A 17017-nucleotide genomic window follows, 5' to 3' on the forward strand; every position below is an offset into this window, starting at 1 on the left:
TGCATCACGCCGCCATGGATCTGCACCTCTACAACAGCCTGACCCGCCGGGTCGAACCGTTCACGCCGCAGGATCCGGCCGGCCCGACCCTGTACCTGTGCGGGCCCACCGTCTACAACTACGTGCACATCGGCAATGCCCGCGGCCCGGTGGTGTTCGGGGTGCTGGCCGCGCTGCTGCGCCGCCGCTACGGCCACCTGCGCTACGCCCGCAACATCACCGACGTGGACGACAAGATCAACGCGGCGGCGAAGGAGCTTGGCGCGCCGATCCACGTCATCACCGACAAATACGCCGCCGCCTATCGGCAGGACATGGCGGCGCTGGGCGTGAGCGGCCCCTTCGCCCCGGACATCGAACCGGCGGCCACCGCGCACATGCCGCAGATGATCGCGATGATCGAGCGCCTGATCGCCGACGGCCATGCCTACGCGGCGGAGGCCCACGTGCTGTTCGCGGTGGCCAGCTTCCCCGGCTACGGCAGGCTGTCGCGCCGCGACCGCGAGGAAATGCTGGCGGGCGCGCGGGTGGATGTGGCGCCGTACAAGCGCGATCCCGGCGACTTCGTGCTGTGGAAGCCCTCCAGCGACGACCTGCCCGGCTGGGGCTCGCCCTGGGGCCGCGGCCGCCCGGGCTGGCACATCGAGTGCTCGGCGATGGCCGAGGCGCACCTGGGTGAGACCATCGACATCCACGCCGGCGGCGTGGACCTGCAGTTCCCCCACCACGAAAACGAGATCGCGCAGAGCGAATGCGCGCACGGCGGCAAGGTGTTCGCCCGGTTCTGGCTGCACAACGGCATGCTGAACTTCGGCGGCGCCAAGATGGCCAAGTCGGTGGGCAACATCCAGCGCGTGCACGAGTTGGTGCGCGCGCATCCGCCGGAAGCCCTGCGCTATGCCCTGCTCTCGGCGCACTACCGGCAGCCGCTGGAATGGTCGGAGGGCCTGATCGCGCAGTCGGTGCGCACCCTCGACCGGCTGTACGGCACCCTGCGCGACCTCGCGGACATTCCGGCCGCGCCCGCGATCCCGGACAGCATCGAGGCCGCACTGTGCGACGATCTCAACACCCCGGCGGCGCTGGCCGAGATCGCCCGCCTCGCCGGCGAGGCGCGCAAGGCCACGTCGAACGCGGAAAAAACCGCGTTGAAATCGCAGTTGCTGGGCGCGGGCGGCGCGCTCGGCCTGCTGCAGCAGGACCCGGCCGCGTGGTTCGCGCGCGGCGCGGGCAGCGACGACGACGCCCGCATCCAGGCGCTGATCGACGCACGCCTCGCCGCCAAGCAGGCGCGCGACTTCGCGCGCGCCGATGCGATCCGCCAGCAGCTGGCGGATGAAGGCATCCTGCTGGAGGACACGCCGCAGGGCGTCAGGTGGAAGCGCGCATGACCGACTCGCCTTTCCCGATTGAACCCACCGCCGCCGAGGCGCAGGCCGCGATCGCGGAGGAATTCGCGTTCTTCGGCGACTGGTCGGAGCGCTACCAGTACCTGATCGACCTCGGCCGCAAGCTGCCCCCGTTTCCGCAGCAGTGGAAAACCGAGGAGCACCGCCTGCACGGCTGCCAATCACTGGTGTGGATCGTGGCCGAGGGCGACGCCGGGCGGCTGGTGTTCCACGCCGCCAGCGATTCGGCCATCGTATCCGGGCTGGTGTACCTGGCGCTGCGGGTGTATTCGGGCCGCAGCGCGGCCGAGATCCTGGCGACGTCTCCCGACTACATCGCCACCATCGGCCTGGGCAAGCATCTGTCGCCCACCCGCAGCAATGGCCTCGCCGCTCTGCTCGCCTTCATCCGCGAACGCGCGCAGGCCGCCGCGACCGCATGAGCACCGGAGCCGGGCTCGCCGGCGAGCCCGCCCCGGACTCCTCGCCGCTGCGCAGCGTCGGCTTCCGCTGGCTGATGCTCTACCGCATCTGCACCCTGCTCTCCTACCAGGTGGCGGCGGTGGCGGTGGGCTGGCACATCTATCTGCTCACCCGCAATCCGCTGGCGCTGGGGCTGGTGGGGCTGGCGGAAGTGGTGCCGTATTTCTGCATCGCGCCGTTCTCCGGCTACCTGGTAGACCACCTGCCGCGCCGCAAGCTGGGCGCCGCCGCTTGCGCCCTGCTGGCGCTCAATGCCGGCGTGCTGGCCCTGACCGCCAGCGGCGTGCTGGCGCTGCGCGGCACCTGGCCGATTTACCTCGCGGTCGCGGTGGGCGGCATCGGCCGCTCTTTCCTCGGGCCGGTCTATAACGCGCTGTTCGCGCGGGTGCTGCGGCGGCAGCAGTTCGTGCGTGGGGCCAGCCTCGGCAGCGTGGTGTTCCAGACCGGGCTGGTGCTCGGCCCGGCCCTGGGCGGGGTGCTGGTGGGCGCGCTCGGCGCTGGCGCGGCCTTCGCCACCGGCACCGTGCTGGCGCTGTTGGCAAGCATCACCCTGCTGGCGATGCCGGTGACCGAACCACCGCGGCCGCTGCAGCGCGGCCCGATCTTCGCCAGCATCCAAGAGGGCGCGCGCTTCGTGGCCGGCAACCAGATGCTGCTGGGCGCGATGGCGCTGGACATGTTCTCGGTGCTGCTGGGCGGCGCGGTGTCGATGCTGCCGGCCTTCATCCAGGACATCCTGCACGCCGGGCCGGAAGCGCTGGGCGTGCTGCGCGCGGCGCCGGCGACAGGCTCGATCGCGATCGCGCTGTGGCTCACCCGCCACCCGTTGCAGCGCCATGCGGGGCGGGTACTGCTGCTGGCGGTGGCCGGCTTCGGCCTGTGCACGATCGCGTTCGCGCTGTCGCGGCAGCTGTGGCTGTCCACCGCGCTGCTGGTGCTGTACGGGATGTGCGACGGCATCTCGGTGGTGCTGCGTTCGACCATCATGCAGCTGGTGACGCCCGACGCCATGCGCGGGCGGGTGTCCGCGATCAACGGCCTGTTCATCAGCTCGTCGAACGAACTGGGCGCCTTCTATGACGGCGTGATGGCGCGCCTGCTGGGGCTGGTGCCGGCGATCATCGTGGGCGGCTGCGTCACCCTGGCGGTGGTCGCCACCACCGCGCGCCTGGCCCCGCGCCTGCGCCGGCTGGATCTGCGCGAGCTGCAATAGCAGCCCGGCATCGCCCGGATCGACCCGGCCCGCAAACAGCGACGGCGCCCGCAGGCGCCGTCGCTGGCATCGCACCGCACCTCAGGCAGATCAATCGCCCATCAGCTTCTGCGTATGCTCCCAGCGCTCCTGCGCATCGATCGTGCGCTCGGCGGTGAGGCGGGCCTCCATCCGCTCCAGGCCGATCTCCTCGCCGGTGTCCACGCAGTAGCCGTACTCGCCGTTGTCCATCCGCTTGAGGGTGGAATCGATCTTGCCGATCAGCTTGCGGTAGCGGTCGCGGGTCCGCAGCTCCAGCGAGTTCTCGGTCTCGCGGGTGGCGCGCTCGGCCTCGTCGCCGATGTCGCGCACTTCTTCCTTCAGGTTCTCGATGGTCTGCTTGGATTCCTCCACCAGCTCCGCGCGCCACTGCAGCAGGCGCTGCCGGAAGTACTCCAGCATCAGGGGATTCATGTACTCCTCGTCCGGCGAGGGCTTGTAGCCCGACGGGACGATCGGGCGCCCGGTGGCTTCGTCCACCTGGTATGGCACCACCTTGAACTTGTCCCTGGACACGGCCGGCCCCGAGGACGTCTTCTTCACTGCCACCATCACTTTCCCTTCCGGTTTCGTCTTCGGCACCGCCTGCTTCACGGGTGGTGGCGGCGCGGGTTTGCTTGCGTCCTTCCTCGGCGCGATCGGCGCGGGCTTGGCGACCGGCTTCTTCGCCGGCGCAGACTTCTTCGCCGCGGGCTTGGCGACGGCCTTCTTGACAGGCGCGACCGGCTTGGCCGCCGGCTTCTTCGCGATCGCGGCAGGCTTCTTCGCGGCGACTGCTTTCTTGGCCACCGGCTTGGCGGCGGGCTTCTTCGCGGGTGCCGGCTTCTTCGCTACGACGGCCTTCTTGGCCGGCGCCGCCTTCTTCACCGCGGCCTTCTTCGCGACCGGCTTGACGACGGGCTTCCTGGCGGGAGCCGGCTTCTTCGCCGAAGCGGCCTTGGCGGCCGGCTTGGTGGGCTTCTTGGCGGGTTTCTTCGCTGCCACGTCAGGTATTCCTCGTCGTTTTCCCTTGAGGCGGGAAGGCGCGCTGTTATACCCTGCCGGACGCAACGCGGCAACCGCGTCAGTCGCGCCGCCAATGCCCGCCACGGACACCGTGATTTCCCGACTCCTCATCGCCCTGCTGCGCGGCTACAAGCGCTGGATCAGCCCGTTGCTGGGGCCGCGCTGCCGCTTCGTCCCCACCTGCTCGGAATACGCGATGGAGGCGATCAACCGGTTCGGGCCGGTCAAGGGCAGCTACCTGGCCGCACGCCGCATCGCTCGCTGCCATCCGCTGCATCCGGGTGGGCACGACCCCGTACCGCCGGCATGAGCCTGCGCCCGCCGCCCCGCGGCACCATCGCGCTGACGCTGCTGGCCGCGCTCCCGCTGGCGGCCGCCCGGGTACCGTCGGAAGCGGCTACCGCCGCATCCAGTGCCATCACCGACGCCGCGCCGGGTGTGGTGTTTCCGGCCAGCGTGCCGCAGGGGGGCGATGGTGATCGGCAAGGTGCCCGCCGGCAGCGTGGTGTCCTACCGCGGCCGCAGCCTGCGCCCCACCGCCTACGGCAGCGTGGTGTTCGGAGTCGGTCGCGACGAGCCGGGCCCGCTGGAGCTGACGGTGCAGCCGCCCGGGGCACCGGCGCAGGCGGTGCGGATTGCGGTGACCCCGCGCGACTGGCCAGTGGAAATCGTGCGCGGCGCGCCGCCGGACACGGTGAATCCGCCGCCGGAGATCGCGCGCCGGATCGCGCAGGAGCAGGCCCGGGTGGTCGCCGCGCGCCAGCGCGATGGCGATGAAACCGGCTTCGCCCAGCGTTTTCAGTGGCCCGTGCAGGGCCGCCTCAGCGGGCGTTTCGGCAACCAGCGGATCTACGACGACAGCCCCGGCGCCCCGCATTCGGGCATGGACATCGCCGCCCCGGCCGGCACCCCGGTGCGGGCGCCGGCCAGCGGCGTGGTGACCTTTGCCGCGCCCGATCTGTATCTCACCGGCGGCACCCTGCTGCTGGACCACGGCCACGGCATCAGCAGCAATTTCCTGCACCTGTCGCGGATCGATGTGCGGGTGGGCGAGGTGGTCCGCCAGGGCCAGGTGATCGGCGCGGTCGGCGCCACCGGACGCGCCACCGGGCCGCACCTGCATTGGGGGATGAACTGGTTCGACACCCGCATCGACCCGCTGCTGGTGCTCGAACGCGGGCGCTAGCCGCAATCGCCAACGCGCGCTCCGGCACCACGGCGCGCGGCGGCGCGGCAGCGTGGGCGGAGTCTCGCAGGCGCATCTACCGGCGACGCGATCAACCGTTGCGGCCGCTGACGCTGGCCACCGCATCGTGCGGGTGCAGACTCTCCAGATGCGCCACGCGCGCGCTCCAGGCGGCGATGCGGGCATCGGTGGTGAGCACCGCGGCCACCCGGCGCGCGGCGTCCTCGCAGAACATCAGGTTGGCGGCATTGGCCTGCGCGAAGGCCTGCTCGTCCTCGCGCTTGACCGCGGTCTGTACCGGCGTGCCCAGCGCGGTCTCCAGCGCATCCACCAGCGCGACCAGCGGCAACCCGTCGAAGGCCGGTTTCAGCTCCACCCGCACCTCGGCGCGGCTGCGCTGGGCATGCGGGGTGGCGGCCAGCCCGCGCGGGCTTTGCAGCCAGTCGCGCACGGCCGCGGCCGGGACCGCGCCGGCCGCGGCGAAATCGGCGGCGAAGCGCTGCGCATTGGCCTGCCGCGACAGCGCGGCGGATGCCGGGCAGGTGCTGGAATACTCCAGTGCGAATGCCAGCACCAGGCGCAGGTGGCCGTCGGCCAGTTCGGCCTCGACCTCGACCGGATAGCGCTTCCAGCCGGCATTGCCGCTGCGCAGCGCCTGCCGCAACAGCAGCTGGTCATAGCGCAGGCGCAGGCGGGCACGGCTGGCCAGGCCGTTCTGCGAGGCGATGCAGGCCTCCAGCAGGCGCCGCAGCGCCGGCGCGCTCAGCGCCTCGTTGGCCAGGCCCTGCTGCAGCTGCAGGTACAGGCGCGACATATGGATGCCGCGGGCGTCCGGATCGCGCAGGTTTACTGCGATATCCACGCTGGCCGGCACCGTCATCACCTGCCCCCCTCGTCCTGCAGCCGGATCGGCAGGGCCATGCCGTCCATTCCCACCCAGTCCAGCGCGCGCGCCTGCGCGGCGGTGTCGAAGGCCACATCGGGCAGGATCGGCGAGGTCAGCGGCTTGTGCATCGCGGCATTGTACCGGGCCGGGCGTGAGTGTCCCTGCAACGCTGTGGTTCAGCCGCGCGCGGCGCGCCAGGCCGACAGCAGCGCCACCGGCGCGGGGATCGGCGGCCTGCGCCCGGCCGCGATCCGCCGCAGGCGGGCGCGCACCAGCGCGGCGTGGATGCGCTCGGCGCGCGCGCCGGCGCGCAGCGCAGGCAGGGCGAGCAGGTCCGGGATTGCCGTTCCATCCGCCGGCACCCCGCGCTGCGGCAGCCACAGCCCCCATTCCGCCAGCAGCGCCTCGGCCATGGCCTCGGCAGAGCGCCGTCCTCGACGTCGAACAGGCGGGCGGACAGCGACGCCAGCGCCGCCGCCAAGGGCGCCAAGCCCTCCAGGGTGGTGGCGCGGTCGCCCTCCGGCGCCCGCCGCAGGCGCAGCGCCGGGACCGCCGCGGCCAGCGCCACCCAGTCCAACGGCTGTTTCTGCAGCGCCAGCCCCAGCGGATGCCGGCGCGCGCCGCGCGCCCAGCCGCGCAACTCCTCCTCCCACCAGCCCAGCTTGGCGGCGCCCGGGGTGGGATCGGAACCGCCCCAGGCGGCGTCGAGCAGCTCCGCGCGCAGCGCCAATGAGCCTGCGCCAGTGGCCGCTGCGCCGATGGCAGAAAGGCTTCGGCGATGCCCCATTCCGGCCAGCGCGCGCGCCATTTTTCGAGGAAGGCCTCGAGCGCGGCGGCGTCGCTCACGGCACGACCTGCAGCGGCAGCGGCCAGCGCAGCAAATCGCGCGGAGCCTGCACCAGGACGTCGCCGCCCCAGGCCGCCGGATCCTCGCCCGGCACGCGATAGCCCCACAGCGCGACCAGTGCGGGCATCCCCGCCGCGCGCGCGGCCTGGATGTCGCGCGCGTCGTCGCCGACATAGGCGCAGTCCGCGACCGCCACGCCCAGCGCCTGCGCCGCATGCAGCAGCGGCAGCGGATGCGGCTTGCGCTCGGCCAGGGTGTCGCCGCCGACCAGCACCGCGCAACGATCTTCCCAGCCCAGCCCCGGCAGCACCTGACGCGCCAGGTATTCGGGCTTGTTGGTGACGATGCCCCAGCGGCTGCCGGCGGCCTCGATCGCCTCCAGCAGCGCGGGCACGCCGTCGAACAGCCGGCTGTGCCGGCCCAGCTCCTGCGCGTAGGTGTCGAGGAACTCGCGCACCAGCTCCGCGGGCACCTCGCCGCCGAGTTCCGGGAAGGCCACCGCGCTCATCGCGCGCGAACCCCGGGACACGTGCGGGCGCAACGCCTGAAGCGCCATCGGCCCCTGCCCGCGCGCGGCACGCATGCGGTTGACGGTGGCCAGCATGTCCGGCGCGCTGTCCAGCAGGGTGCCGTCCAGGTCGAACAGCACCAGCTTCGGAAACCGTGTCGTACTCATTCCGGCTTGCGCGCGCAGGCGAGGTAATTGACGTCGGTGCGGTGCACGATGCGCGCCGCGTTGCGCCACGGCTCGTACAGCAGGCCGCTGACATCCTCCAGCACCAGCCCGGCATCGCGCAGCAGGCGCGCCAGTTCCGAGGGCTTGATGAAGTCGCGGTACTGGTGGGTGCCGGTGGGCAGCAGGCGCGCGATGTATTCCGCGCCGACGATCGCCAGCGCGAATGCGGCCGGCGTGCGGTTCAGGGTGGACAGCAGCAGGCGCCCGCCGGGCTTGAGCAGCACCGCGCAGGCGCGCACCACCGAGCCGGGATCCGGCACGTGCTCCAGCATCTCCATGCAGGTCACCGCGTCGAACGTGCCCGGCAGCTCCCCGGCCAGCGCCTCCACCGTCGCTTGCCGGTAATCGACCTTCACGCCCGATTCCAGCCCGTGCAGGCGCGCGACCTTCAGCAGGGCCGGGGCGAGGTCGATCGCGGTCACCCGCGCGCCGGCCGCCGCCAGCGCCTCGCTCAGCAGGCCGCCGCCGCAACCCACGTCCAGCACCGCCGCATCGCGCAGGGTGACGTGCTGCGCCACGTAGCCCAGCCGCGCGGGGTTCAGCGCGTGCAGCGCCTTCTGCGGGCCGTCCGGGTCCCACCAGCGCTGCGCGAGGGCGTCGAACTTGTCGAGCTCGGCCTGGGCGAAATTGCCGGACGCGGCGCTCATGCGCGCACCTCCGCGATGCGGGCCCGCCACTGGCGGGCGTTGGCGACGATGGCATCGACCTCCATATCGACCAGCACACGCCCGCGCAGCTTCATCTGACCGGCGATCCACACGTCCGTCACCTGCTGGCGGCCGGCGGCGTACACCAGCTGCGACACCACGTGGTGCAGCGGCTGGGCCTCAAGCGCGGACAGGTCCACGCAGGCGAGGTCGGCCTCCTTGCCGGGCTCGATCGAACCGATGCGGTCGCCGAACCCCAGCGCCCTGGCGCCGCCGAGCGTGGCCGCGTGCAGCGCCTCGAACGCCGAGAAGCCGGCGGCGTCGTTGGCCACCGCCTTGCCCAGCAGCGCCGCGGTGCGGGTCTCGCCGAACATGTCGAGGTCGTTGTTGCTGGCGCAGCCGTCGGTGCCGATGGCCAGGTTCACGCCGGCCGCCAACAGCGCGCAGGCCGGGCAGAAGCCCGAAGCCAGCTTGAGGTTGGATTCCGGGCAGTGCACCACGCTCACGCCGCGTTCGGCGCACAGGTGAATCTCGGCCTCGGTGAGCTGGGTCATGTGCACCGCGATCAGGCGGTCGTTCACCAGCCCCAGCCGGTCCAGCCGCGCCAGCGGGCGCTGGCCGTGCAGCTTGATCGAGTCCGCCACTTCCTGCGCGGTCTCGTGGGTGTGCAGGTGCACCGGCACGTCGAGCTGGTCGGCCAGCATCCGCACCCGCTCGAAATTGGCGTCGCTGACGGTGTACGGCGCGTGCGGCGCGAACGCAGTGGCAATCAACGGGTCGCTCCGCCAAAGATCATGCACCTCGATGGCGCGGTCGAAATATTCATCCGCGGTCCTGGCCCAGGCCGTCGGGAAATCGATCACCGGCAGCCCCACCCGCGCACGGAAGCCGTGCTTGCGGTACACCGCCGCCTGCACGTCGGGGAAGAAGTAGTTCTCGTTGGCACAGGTGGTGCCGCCGCGCAGCATCTCCGCGATCGCCAGCGCCACGCCGTCGGCCACGAACTCGGGGCCGATCACCGCTGCCTCCACCGGCCAGATGTGCTCGCGCAGCCGGGTCATCAGCGGCAGGTCGTCGGCCACCCCGCGCAGCAGCGTCATCGGGTTGTGGGTGTGGGCGTTGACCAGGCCGGGGATCAGCGCGGCGTCCGGGCGCGGGACGGTCTCCTTCGCGACGAAGCGCGCGCGCGCCTCGTCGGTGGGCAGCACCGCCAGGATGCGCCCCCGGAAACGGCGACGGCGTGGCCTTCGAGGACCACGCCGTGCGGGACGACCGGCACCACCCAGCCGGCTTCGATGAGAAGGTCGCAAGGCTGCGGTGCGGGCTCGGTCATGTCGTTCCTTCCAAAAACGGCACCCGCCCGCGCCCGGCGCGGACGGGTGGGTGCATCACTTCACGCGCGACACGTACTCGCCGCTGCGGGTATCGACCTTGATCACCTCGTCCTGGCCGACGAACAGCGGCACACGCACCACCGCGCCGGTCTCCAGGGTGGCCGGCTTGCCGCCACCGCCGGAGGTGTCGCCACGCACGCCGGGGTCGGTCTCGACGATCTTCAGCTCGACGAAGTTCGGCGGCGTCACCTGGATCGGGCTGCCGTTGAACAGGGTCACCACGCACAGTTCCTCGCCCTTCAGCCACTTGGCGGCGTCACCGACGCCGGCCTTGTCGGCCTGCACCTGCTCGAAGGTCTCCTGATTCATGAAGTGCCAGTACTCGCCGTCGCTGTACAGGTACTGCATGTCGGTATCGACCACGTCGGCGGCCTCCACCGAGTCGGTGGACTTCATGGTGAGTTCCTGCACGCGGCCGGAACGGATCATGCGGTAGCGCACGCGGGTGAAGGCCTGGCCCTTGCCGGGCTTCACGTAATCGGTTTCGGTGATGATGCAGGGCTCGTTGTTGACGAGGATCTTCTGCCCGGACTTGACATCGTTCATGCCGAGGGAGGCCATGGGTACTCCTTGGGGCCACCCGGCGCGGGCGGCTAAACTGTGGGTTTTACGAGGGTTCCGGCTGGGCCGGAACGGTGTGCTTGCAGCCCGACATGATACCCGCAGCCCCCATCCCAATGCAGCAGCCCCCCGCCCCGCGCTGGCAGATGCTGTGGCGCGAGGCCGTGCGCGACCCGCGCGAGCTGCTCACGCTGCTGGGCCTGGATGCGCTCGCCTCCAGCCTGTCCGAAGCGGCAGCCAGGCAGTTCCGCTGCGCGTTCCGCGCGGCTTCGTGGCCCGGATGCGCCCCGGCGACCCGCACGACCCGCTGCTGCGCCAGGTGCTGCCGGTGCTGGACGAGGAGCGCGTGGTGCCCGGCTTCCGACTGGACGCGGTGGGCGATACTGGCGCGCCGCGGCGGCGGCGTCATCCACAAATACAACGGCCGCGCCCTGCTGATCGCCACCGGCAGCTGCGCGGTGCACTGCCGCTACTGCTTCCGCCGCCACTACCCATATGCCGGGGACACCGCCGCCGCGGCCGGCTGGCGCGATGCGGTGGCGCTGGTCGCCGCCGACCCGTCGCTCCACGAGGTCATCCTCTCCGGCGGCGACCCGCTGTCGCTGGCCGACCACAAGCTGATGGCGCTGACCGACGCCCTGCGCGCGATCCCGCATATCCGCCGCCTGCGCCTGCACACCCGGCTGCCGGTGGTGCTGCCGGAGCGGGTGGATGCCGGCCTGCTGGCCTGGCTGGGCGGCCTGCCCTGGCCGGTGGTGGTGGTGCTGCACGCCAACCATGCCAACGAGTTCGACCCGGCGGTGGACGCTGCGCTGGCGCGCCTGCGCGCAGCCGGAGCCAGCCTGCTCAACCAGGCCGTACTGCTGCGCGGGGTGAACGACGACGTGGAGGCGCTGGCCGAGCTGTGCGAACGCGGCTTCGCCGCCGGCGTGCTGCCCTATTACCTGCACCAGCTGGACCGGGTGGCCGGCGCGGCCCATTTCGAGGTGGACGATGCCCACGCACTGGCCCTGCACGCGGCGCTGGCGGCGCGGCTGCCCGGCTACCTGGTGCCGCGCCTGGTGCGCGAAATCGCCGGCCAGCCCGGCAAGACGCCGCTCACCGGGCTTTGACCGGCATCACGTTCGTGGGTACGGTAGCCTGCTATCTATCCCCCGACACGATGGCACCGGAACACCCATGGCGATTGGCAAGGACACCGCACTGCGCTTGATGCTCGTGGCCGACCTGGTGAACGAGGCCGAGGCCATGGTCAGCCGCCTGCGCAACGCCGGCACCGCGGTGCGCCCGCTGCGCCCGGAGTCGCTGGACGAACTGCTGGCGATGCTGGCGCAGCAGCCGGTGGACATGGTGCTGGCCGACTACGCCTCGGCCCTGCTGCCGTTCGAGCAAGTGGCCAAGGCGGTGGCCGGCGGCGGCCGCGACGTGCCGCTGCTGGCGGTGCTGGACGGGATCAACGACGACATCCTCGAACAGGTGCAGACGCTGGGCGCACACGCAGTGGCACTGCGCGACCGCCCGCAGCAGTTCCTGAAAGCGGTGCATGCCGAATGGGAGGCGCTGGAATCTCGCCGGTCGCAGCGCCGGCTGGAAGCGCAGATGCGCGAGACCCAGCGCCGCTGCGACATGCTGATCGACTCCTCGCGCGAGCCGATCGCCTATATCCACGAAGGCATGCACATCCGCGCCAACCAGGCCTATCTGGAAATGTTCGGCTATGACTCCTTCGAGGACATCGAGGGCATGTCGCTGCTGGACCTGGTGGCGCCGCAGGACGTGCCCGAGTTCAAGGCCCTGCTCAAGCGCCTGTCCAAGGGCGAGGAAGCGCCGCCGCGCTACGAGCTGACCGCGCGCGATGCCGAGGGCCAGGACTTCCCGGCGGTGATGGAGTTCAGCCCGGCGCAGTACCAGGGCGAGGCCTGCCTGCAGGTGATCTTCCGCCACCAGGCCAGCGAGGTGGACCCGGAGCTGGCGCGCCAGGTGGAAGAGCTCAAGCAGCGCGACCCGGCCACCGGCCTGCTCAACCGCCCCACCTTCCTCGGCCTGCTGGATGCCGCGGTGGCCGAGGCCGCCGCCAGCGGCGCCGCGCACGGCCTGCTGCTGGTGGAACCCGACCATTACATGCAACTGCTCGACGTGATCGGGCTGGATGCCGCCGACGACCTGATGGCCGCATTGGGCCAGCGCCTGACCCAGGCCGCGCCGGAGGCGCTGGTGGCCCGCTTCGGCGAGCATCAGCTGGCGGTGCTGGCGCGCAACAGCGACTACCACGCCACCAGCGCGCTGGCCGAACGCCTGCGCGCGGGCATCGCGGACGCGGTGCTGGCGGTCGGCAACAATTCGCTCAACGCCACCGCCAGCTTCGGCGGGGTGCAGATCGGCGAGAAGATCGCCAGCACCAGCCAGGTGCTGGCCAAGGCCACCCACCACCTGGCCGCCGCGGTCGGCGTCGGCGGCAACCGGGTGGAACTGTACGACCCCAGCGCGTTGGACCGCGCCGAGCAGGAACGGATCGCCGCGTGGGTGGAGCGCATCCGCGGTGCGCTCGCCGGGGACGGTTTCCAGCTCGGCTTCCAGCCCGTCGTCTCGCTGCAGGGCGAGAACGAGGAGGCCTACGAGATGTTCCTGCGCCTGCTCGGCAGCGACGGCGTGCCGGTGGAGACCGACACCTTCCTGCCGATCGCCGAGGAGCACGGCCTGCTGGGCGAGATCGACCGCTGGGCGGTGGCGCGCGCGATCACCGTGATCGGCGAGCGCCTGCGCGCCGGCAAGCGCACCAGCCTGCTGCTGTCGGTCTCGCAGGAAGCGGTGCTGGACCCGGCGATGCCGGGCTTCATCCACGAGCAGCTGGCGCAGGCCGGGGTGCCGGGCGAGCTGCTGATACTGGCGGTGCCCGAGACCAAGGTGTTCGTGAACCTCAACGGGGCGCAGGCGTTCGCCAAGGCGCTGTCCGCCTCCGGCGTGTACCTGGCGCTGGAGCGTTTCGGCGCCGGCCTCAACTCGCTGCAGATCCTGCAGCACGTCAATCCGGCCCTGCTCAAGATCGACCCGCAGTTCATGGAGGACCTGGCCAGAAATGGCGCCTCCCAGGCCAAGCTGCGCGAGATCGCGCTCAAGGCGCGCGAGCACGGTATCCGCACCATCGCCCCGCAGGTGCAGGACGCCGCCAGCATGACCCTGCTGTTCTCCACCGGGATCAGCTATGTGCAGGGTGATTTCCTGGCCCCGGTCGGGCGCGAGATGAACTACGACTTCAGCGCCTGAGGCCGGGCCACACTCGCCCCGGGCCGCATCGCCCCCGCATGACGCAAACGCGAACGCCCGCCGGAAGGCGGGCGTTCTTGCGTGGGCTGTACGGCGGCGCCGACCGCGCGATCAGGCAGTCAGCCCCTCGCGCAGGGCCTCCGGCGCGGCATTGCGCAGCGCGGCGATGCGCTCCTCCAGCGGCGGGTGGCTCATCAGCAGGCGCTGCAGGCCGCTGCCGACCCCGCCGCTGATGCCGAACGCCGCGACCTGCTTGGGCAGGGTGCTGGCGCCGTGCATCTGCGCCAGCCGCTCCAGCGCGGCGATCATCTTGCCGCGCCCGGCCAGGGCGGCGCCGCCGGCATCGGCGCGGAACTCGCGGTAGCGCGAGAACCACATCGCGATCATCGAGGCGAACAGGCCGAACACCAGCTCCAGCACGAACACGATGATGTAGTAGCCAAAGCCGGGACCGTCGCTACTGCGGTTGCCGCTGATCGCGCCGTCCACCACCCGCCCGACCACGCGTGCCAGCACGATCACGAAGGTGTTCAGCACGCCCTGCAGCAGGGCCATGGTGACCATGTCGCCGTTGGCGACGTGGCGACCTCGTGGCCCAGCACCGCCTCCGCTTCGTCGCGGTTCATCGCCCGCAGCAGGCCGGTGGAGACCGCCACCAGCGCGTTGTTGCGGTTGGCGCCGGTGGCGAAGGCGTTGATCTCGGGAGCGTCGTAGATGGCGACCTCGGGCATGCCGATGCCGGCCTGCTGGGCCTGCCGGCGCACGGTGGCCAGCAGCCACTGCTCGGCCTCGTTGCGGGGTTGCTCGATCACCTGCGCGCCGGTGGCGCGCTTGGCCACCCACTTCGACATCAGCAGCGAGATGATCGAACCGCCGAAGCCGAACAGCGCGGCCATCACCACCAGCCCGCCGAACTGCTGCGGATTCACGCCGAGGATGGACATCACGATGCTGACCAGCAGCAGCACCGCAAGGTTGGTGGCCAGGAACAGGAACATGCGCTTGAACATGGGTCGACTCCTGCGCGCCCGACGCGCGCGTGTTTGCGGTAGTGTGGCCCATCGTCGCGGATTTCAATCCGGCATCCTGAACGCCATGTTCAACTTTCCCGCCCGCGCGCCCATCCGCGGCCGCTTCGCGCCCTCGCCCACCGGCCCGCTGCACGCCGGATCGCTGCTGGCGGCGCTGGGAAGCTGGCTGTTCGCGCGCCACGCCGGCGGGCAATGGCAGGTGCGGATCGAGGACCTCGATCCGCCGCGCGAGCTGCCCGGCGCGGCGCAGGCGCAGCTGGCCACCCTGGCCGCGTTCGGCCTGCATCCCGATGGCGAGGTGGCCTTCCAGAGCCGGCGCGGCGCGCTGTACCAGGCCGCGCTGGAGCGCCTGCTGGCGGCCGGGCTGGCATTCGAATGCCACTGCAGCCGCCGCGCGCTGGCCGCGGCCGGCGGCATCCACCGCCGCTGCGTGGTCGGCCGTCCGCGCCCCGATCCCGCGATCCGGCTGCGGGTGGAAGACGGCTGCACGATCGCCTTCGAGGATGCCGTGCACGGGCACATCGCGCAGCGGGTGGACCGCGACGTCGGCGATTTCGTCCTGCGCCGCAGCGACGGCCTGTGGGCCTACCAGCTGGCGGTGGTGGTGGACGATGCCGCGCAGGGCATCACCCAGGTGGTGCGCGGCGCCGACCTGCTCGACTCCACCCCGCGCCAGATCCTGCTGCAGCGGGCGCTGGGCCTGGCCACCCCGGCCTATGCGCACCTGCCGCTGGTGCTGGATGCGGACGGACGCAAGCTGTCGAAATCGGAGGGCGCCCTGGCGGCGGCCGAAGACGACCCGCTGCCGCTCCTTGCCCGGCTGTGGCGGATGCTCGGGCAGGCCCCGCTGGCGCCGGCCGGGATGCGCGGGCCGGAGGAGTTCCTGCAGGCCGCGCGGCAGGCATTCCGGCCGGAGCGGGTGCCGCGCCGGCTGCCGGCGCTGGCTCCTGCGGCGCACAACGCAAATGCCATCCAACACGCCTAGAATCGACCCCACCCTTCCATCCGCATTCGCACTCGCAAGGAGCACGGCATGACGTCCAGGGTTGCATTGGTCACCGGTGGCACCGGCGGCATCGGCACCGCCATCGTGAAGCGGCTGGCCGCGATGGGGCACCGCGTGGCCACCAACTACCGCAACGAGGAAAAGGCGCGCGCCTGGCAGCAGAAGATGCACGACGCGGGCTGCGAGGTGTTCATCGCCCGCGGCGACGTCACTTCGCCGGAGGAAGCGGCGGCGATGGTGCGCGAAGTCGAGCAGGCGCTGGGGCCGATCGACATCCTGGTCAACAACGCCGGCATCACCCGCGACGGCACCTTCCACCGGATGAAGGCCGACCAGTGGATGGAGGTGATCAACACCAACCTCAATTCCTGTTTCAACGTCACCCGCCCGGTGATCGAGGGCATGCGCGAGCGCAAGTGGGGCCGGATCATCCAGATCAGCTCGATCAACGGCCTGAAGGGCCAGTACGGCCAGGCCAACTACGCGGCGTCCAAGGCCGGCATGCACGGCTTCACCATCTCGCTGGCGCGCGAAAACGCCCGCAACGGCATCACCGTGAACACCATCTCGCCCGGCTACATCGCCACCGACATGGTGATGGCCGTGCCGGAGGAGGTGCGCGCCAAGATCATCGCCGACATCCCCACCGGCCGCCTCGGCACCCCGGAGGAAATCGCCCACGGCGTGGCCTTCCTGGTGGACGAGCAGGCCGGCTGGATCACCGGCTCCAATCTCGACATCAACGGCGGTCACCACATGGGCTGGTAAGGTTCTCGGCGCCCACCGCCCGTTTCCCCATCCTAAGAAGGAGGCTGCATGTCCACTCCCGCTCCCGAGACCCCCGCCCGCAAGTCCAACGCCGGCCGCTATCTGTTCCTGCTGGTGCTGGGTCTGGTGATCGGCGCCGTGGCCACGGTGATGATCCTGCGCGCGATCAACGCCCGCAAGAATCACTTCCCCGAGGCGCTGATGGAAGTCCAGGCCTGGCACATGGGCCAGCTGAAGGCCGCGCTGGAACAGAACCGCTGCACCGCCACCGACGTGCTGCCGCACCTGCAGGCGCTGCGCACGATGGGCACCGACCTCGAGGCCGCCTTCCCCGACCTGCGCGACGACGAGCGCTTCCGCACCGCCGCTGCCGGCATGCGCGCCGCCGCCGACAAGGCCATCTCGGCGCCGCCGCTGAGCTGCGAAAGCCTGGCCGGCACCATGAAGTCGCTGGGCGACGGCTGCCAAACCTGCCACCGCGACTTCAAGAACTGAGCGCATGCCCGGCGCACCGCGGACCGTGATCCGGCCGCCCTATCGCCCGGCCACGCGCCCGACCACGC

15 protein-coding genes and 4 pseudogenes are annotated in these 17017 nt (G+C 71.3%); 10 read left to right on the plus strand and 9 right to left on the minus strand.

Going from position 1 to position 17017, the window contains the following annotated elements; translation table 11 throughout:
* Positions 1–14: 14 nt before the first annotated feature.
* From cysS to LJB71_RS10285, 3 genes are read left to right on the plus strand one after another with little or no spacing between them, the layout of a single operon-like run.
* Positions 15–1391, plus strand: coding sequence for a cysteine--tRNA ligase (cysS, locus tag LJB71_RS10275; RefSeq protein WP_259304116.1), 1377 nt, complete (start codon positions 15–17; stop codon positions 1389–1391).
* Positions 1388–1831 (plus strand): SufE family protein, encoded by a 444-nt coding sequence (locus LJB71_RS10280; protein ID WP_259304117.1) that lies wholly within the window; start codon positions 1388–1390, stop codon positions 1829–1831. The genes cysS and LJB71_RS10280 overlap by 4 nt, the downstream gene beginning before the upstream one ends.
* Entirely contained in the window at positions 1828–3084 is a 1257-nt protein-coding gene (locus tag LJB71_RS10285) for an MFS transporter (RefSeq protein ID WP_259304118.1), read from the plus strand. Before LJB71_RS10280 ends, LJB71_RS10285 begins: the two co-directional genes overlap by 4 nt.
* 90 nt (positions 3085–3174) lie before the next feature.
* On the opposite strand, the gene dksA is transcribed toward LJB71_RS10285, so the two are convergent.
* Positions 3175–4107, minus strand: coding sequence for an RNA polymerase-binding protein DksA (gene dksA, locus LJB71_RS10290; RefSeq protein WP_259304119.1), 933 nt, complete (start codon positions 4105–4107; stop codon positions 3175–3177).
* Between the two features lie 94 nt (positions 4108–4201).
* On the opposite strand from dksA, the gene yidD reads away from it, so the two are divergent.
* Both yidD and LJB71_RS10300 read left to right on the plus strand, forming a co-directional pair.
* The gene (gene yidD / locus LJB71_RS10295) at positions 4202–4438 is read left to right on the plus strand and encodes a membrane protein insertion efficiency factor YidD (RefSeq protein WP_259304120.1); all 237 of its coding nucleotides are present in this window, start codon (positions 4202–4204) and stop codon (positions 4436–4438) included.
* Positions 4435–5314, plus strand: a pseudogene (locus LJB71_RS10300) (M23 family metallopeptidase). The gene yidD and the pseudogene LJB71_RS10300 overlap by 4 nt, the downstream one beginning before the upstream one ends.
* 91 nt (positions 5315–5405) lie before the next feature.
* Here LJB71_RS10300 and folE2 read toward each other — a convergent pair.
* The 7 genes and pseudogenes from folE2 to efp all read right to left on the minus strand — a co-directional run bounded on the left by folE2 (position 5406) and on the right by efp (position 10385).
* On the minus strand, positions 5406–6194 hold the full coding sequence (gene folE2 / locus LJB71_RS10305; RefSeq protein WP_259304121.1) for a GTP cyclohydrolase FolE2: 789 nt from the start codon (positions 6192–6194) through the stop codon (positions 5406–5408).
* Positions 6194–6328, minus strand: coding sequence for a hypothetical protein (locus tag LJB71_RS10310; protein WP_259304122.1), 135 nt, complete (start codon positions 6326–6328; stop codon positions 6194–6196). Before LJB71_RS10310 ends, folE2 begins: the two co-directional genes overlap by 1 nt.
* Before the next feature lie 48 nt (positions 6329–6376).
* Complete coding sequence (locus tag LJB71_RS10315; protein WP_259304123.1) at positions 6377–6613, minus strand: hypothetical protein; 237 nt, start codon at positions 6611–6613, stop codon at positions 6377–6379.
* Between the two features lie 429 nt (positions 6614–7042).
* A complete protein-coding gene (gene gph, locus LJB71_RS10320) occupies positions 7043–7723 on the minus strand; it encodes a phosphoglycolate phosphatase (RefSeq protein WP_259304124.1) in 681 nt (226 codons plus the stop codon).
* Positions 7720–8430 (minus strand): bifunctional 2-polyprenyl-6-hydroxyphenol methylase/3-demethylubiquinol 3-O-methyltransferase UbiG, encoded by a 711-nt coding sequence (gene ubiG, locus LJB71_RS10325; protein ID WP_259304125.1) that lies wholly within the window; start codon positions 8428–8430, stop codon positions 7720–7722. The genes gph and ubiG overlap by 4 nt, the downstream gene beginning before the upstream one ends.
* A pseudogene (locus LJB71_RS10330) lies at positions 8427–9763 on the minus strand (TRZ/ATZ family hydrolase). The gene ubiG and the pseudogene LJB71_RS10330 overlap by 4 nt, the downstream one beginning before the upstream one ends.
* Positions 9764–9818: 55 nt before the next feature.
* On the minus strand, positions 9819–10385 hold the full coding sequence (gene efp / locus LJB71_RS10335; RefSeq protein WP_259304126.1) for an elongation factor P: 567 nt from the start codon (positions 10383–10385) through the stop codon (positions 9819–9821).
* Between the two features lie 92 nt (positions 10386–10477).
* On the opposite strand from efp, the pseudogene epmB reads away from it, so the two are divergent.
* Positions 10478–11497 (plus strand): annotated as a pseudogene (gene epmB / locus LJB71_RS10340) (EF-P beta-lysylation protein EpmB).
* Between the two features lie 67 nt (positions 11498–11564).
* The gene (locus LJB71_RS10345) at positions 11565–13649 is read left to right on the plus strand and encodes a bifunctional diguanylate cyclase/phosphodiesterase (protein WP_259304127.1); all 2085 of its coding nucleotides are present in this window, start codon (positions 11565–11567) and stop codon (positions 13647–13649) included.
* 111 nt (positions 13650–13760) lie between these two features.
* Here LJB71_RS10345 and htpX read toward each other — a convergent pair.
* Positions 13761–14659: pseudogene (htpX, locus tag LJB71_RS10350) on the minus strand (protease HtpX).
* Between the two features lie 85 nt (positions 14660–14744).
* On the opposite strand from htpX, the gene gluQRS reads away from it, so the two are divergent.
* Genes gluQRS through LJB71_RS10365 form a run of 3 tightly spaced genes read left to right on the plus strand, consistent with a single transcriptional unit; the run spans position 14745 to position 16949 of the window.
* Entirely contained in the window at positions 14745–15665 is a 921-nt protein-coding gene (gluQRS, locus tag LJB71_RS10355) for a tRNA glutamyl-Q(34) synthetase GluQRS (protein WP_259304128.1), read from the plus strand.
* A 48-nt stretch (positions 15666–15713) separates the two neighbouring features.
* Entirely contained in the window at positions 15714–16454 is a 741-nt protein-coding gene (gene phbB / locus LJB71_RS10360) for an acetoacetyl-CoA reductase (RefSeq protein WP_259304129.1), read from the plus strand.
* Between the two features lie 48 nt (positions 16455–16502).
* Positions 16503–16949 carry a hypothetical protein gene (locus LJB71_RS10365; RefSeq protein WP_259304130.1) on the plus strand — a complete coding sequence of 149 codons (447 nt, stop codon included), beginning with the start codon at positions 16503–16505 and terminating at the stop codon, positions 16947–16949.
* Positions 16950–17017 lie beyond the last annotated feature (68 nt).

The organism is Thermomonas sp. S9 (assembly GCF_024704365.1).
Lineage (GTDB): Bacteria > Pseudomonadota > Gammaproteobacteria > Xanthomonadales > Xanthomonadaceae > Thermomonas.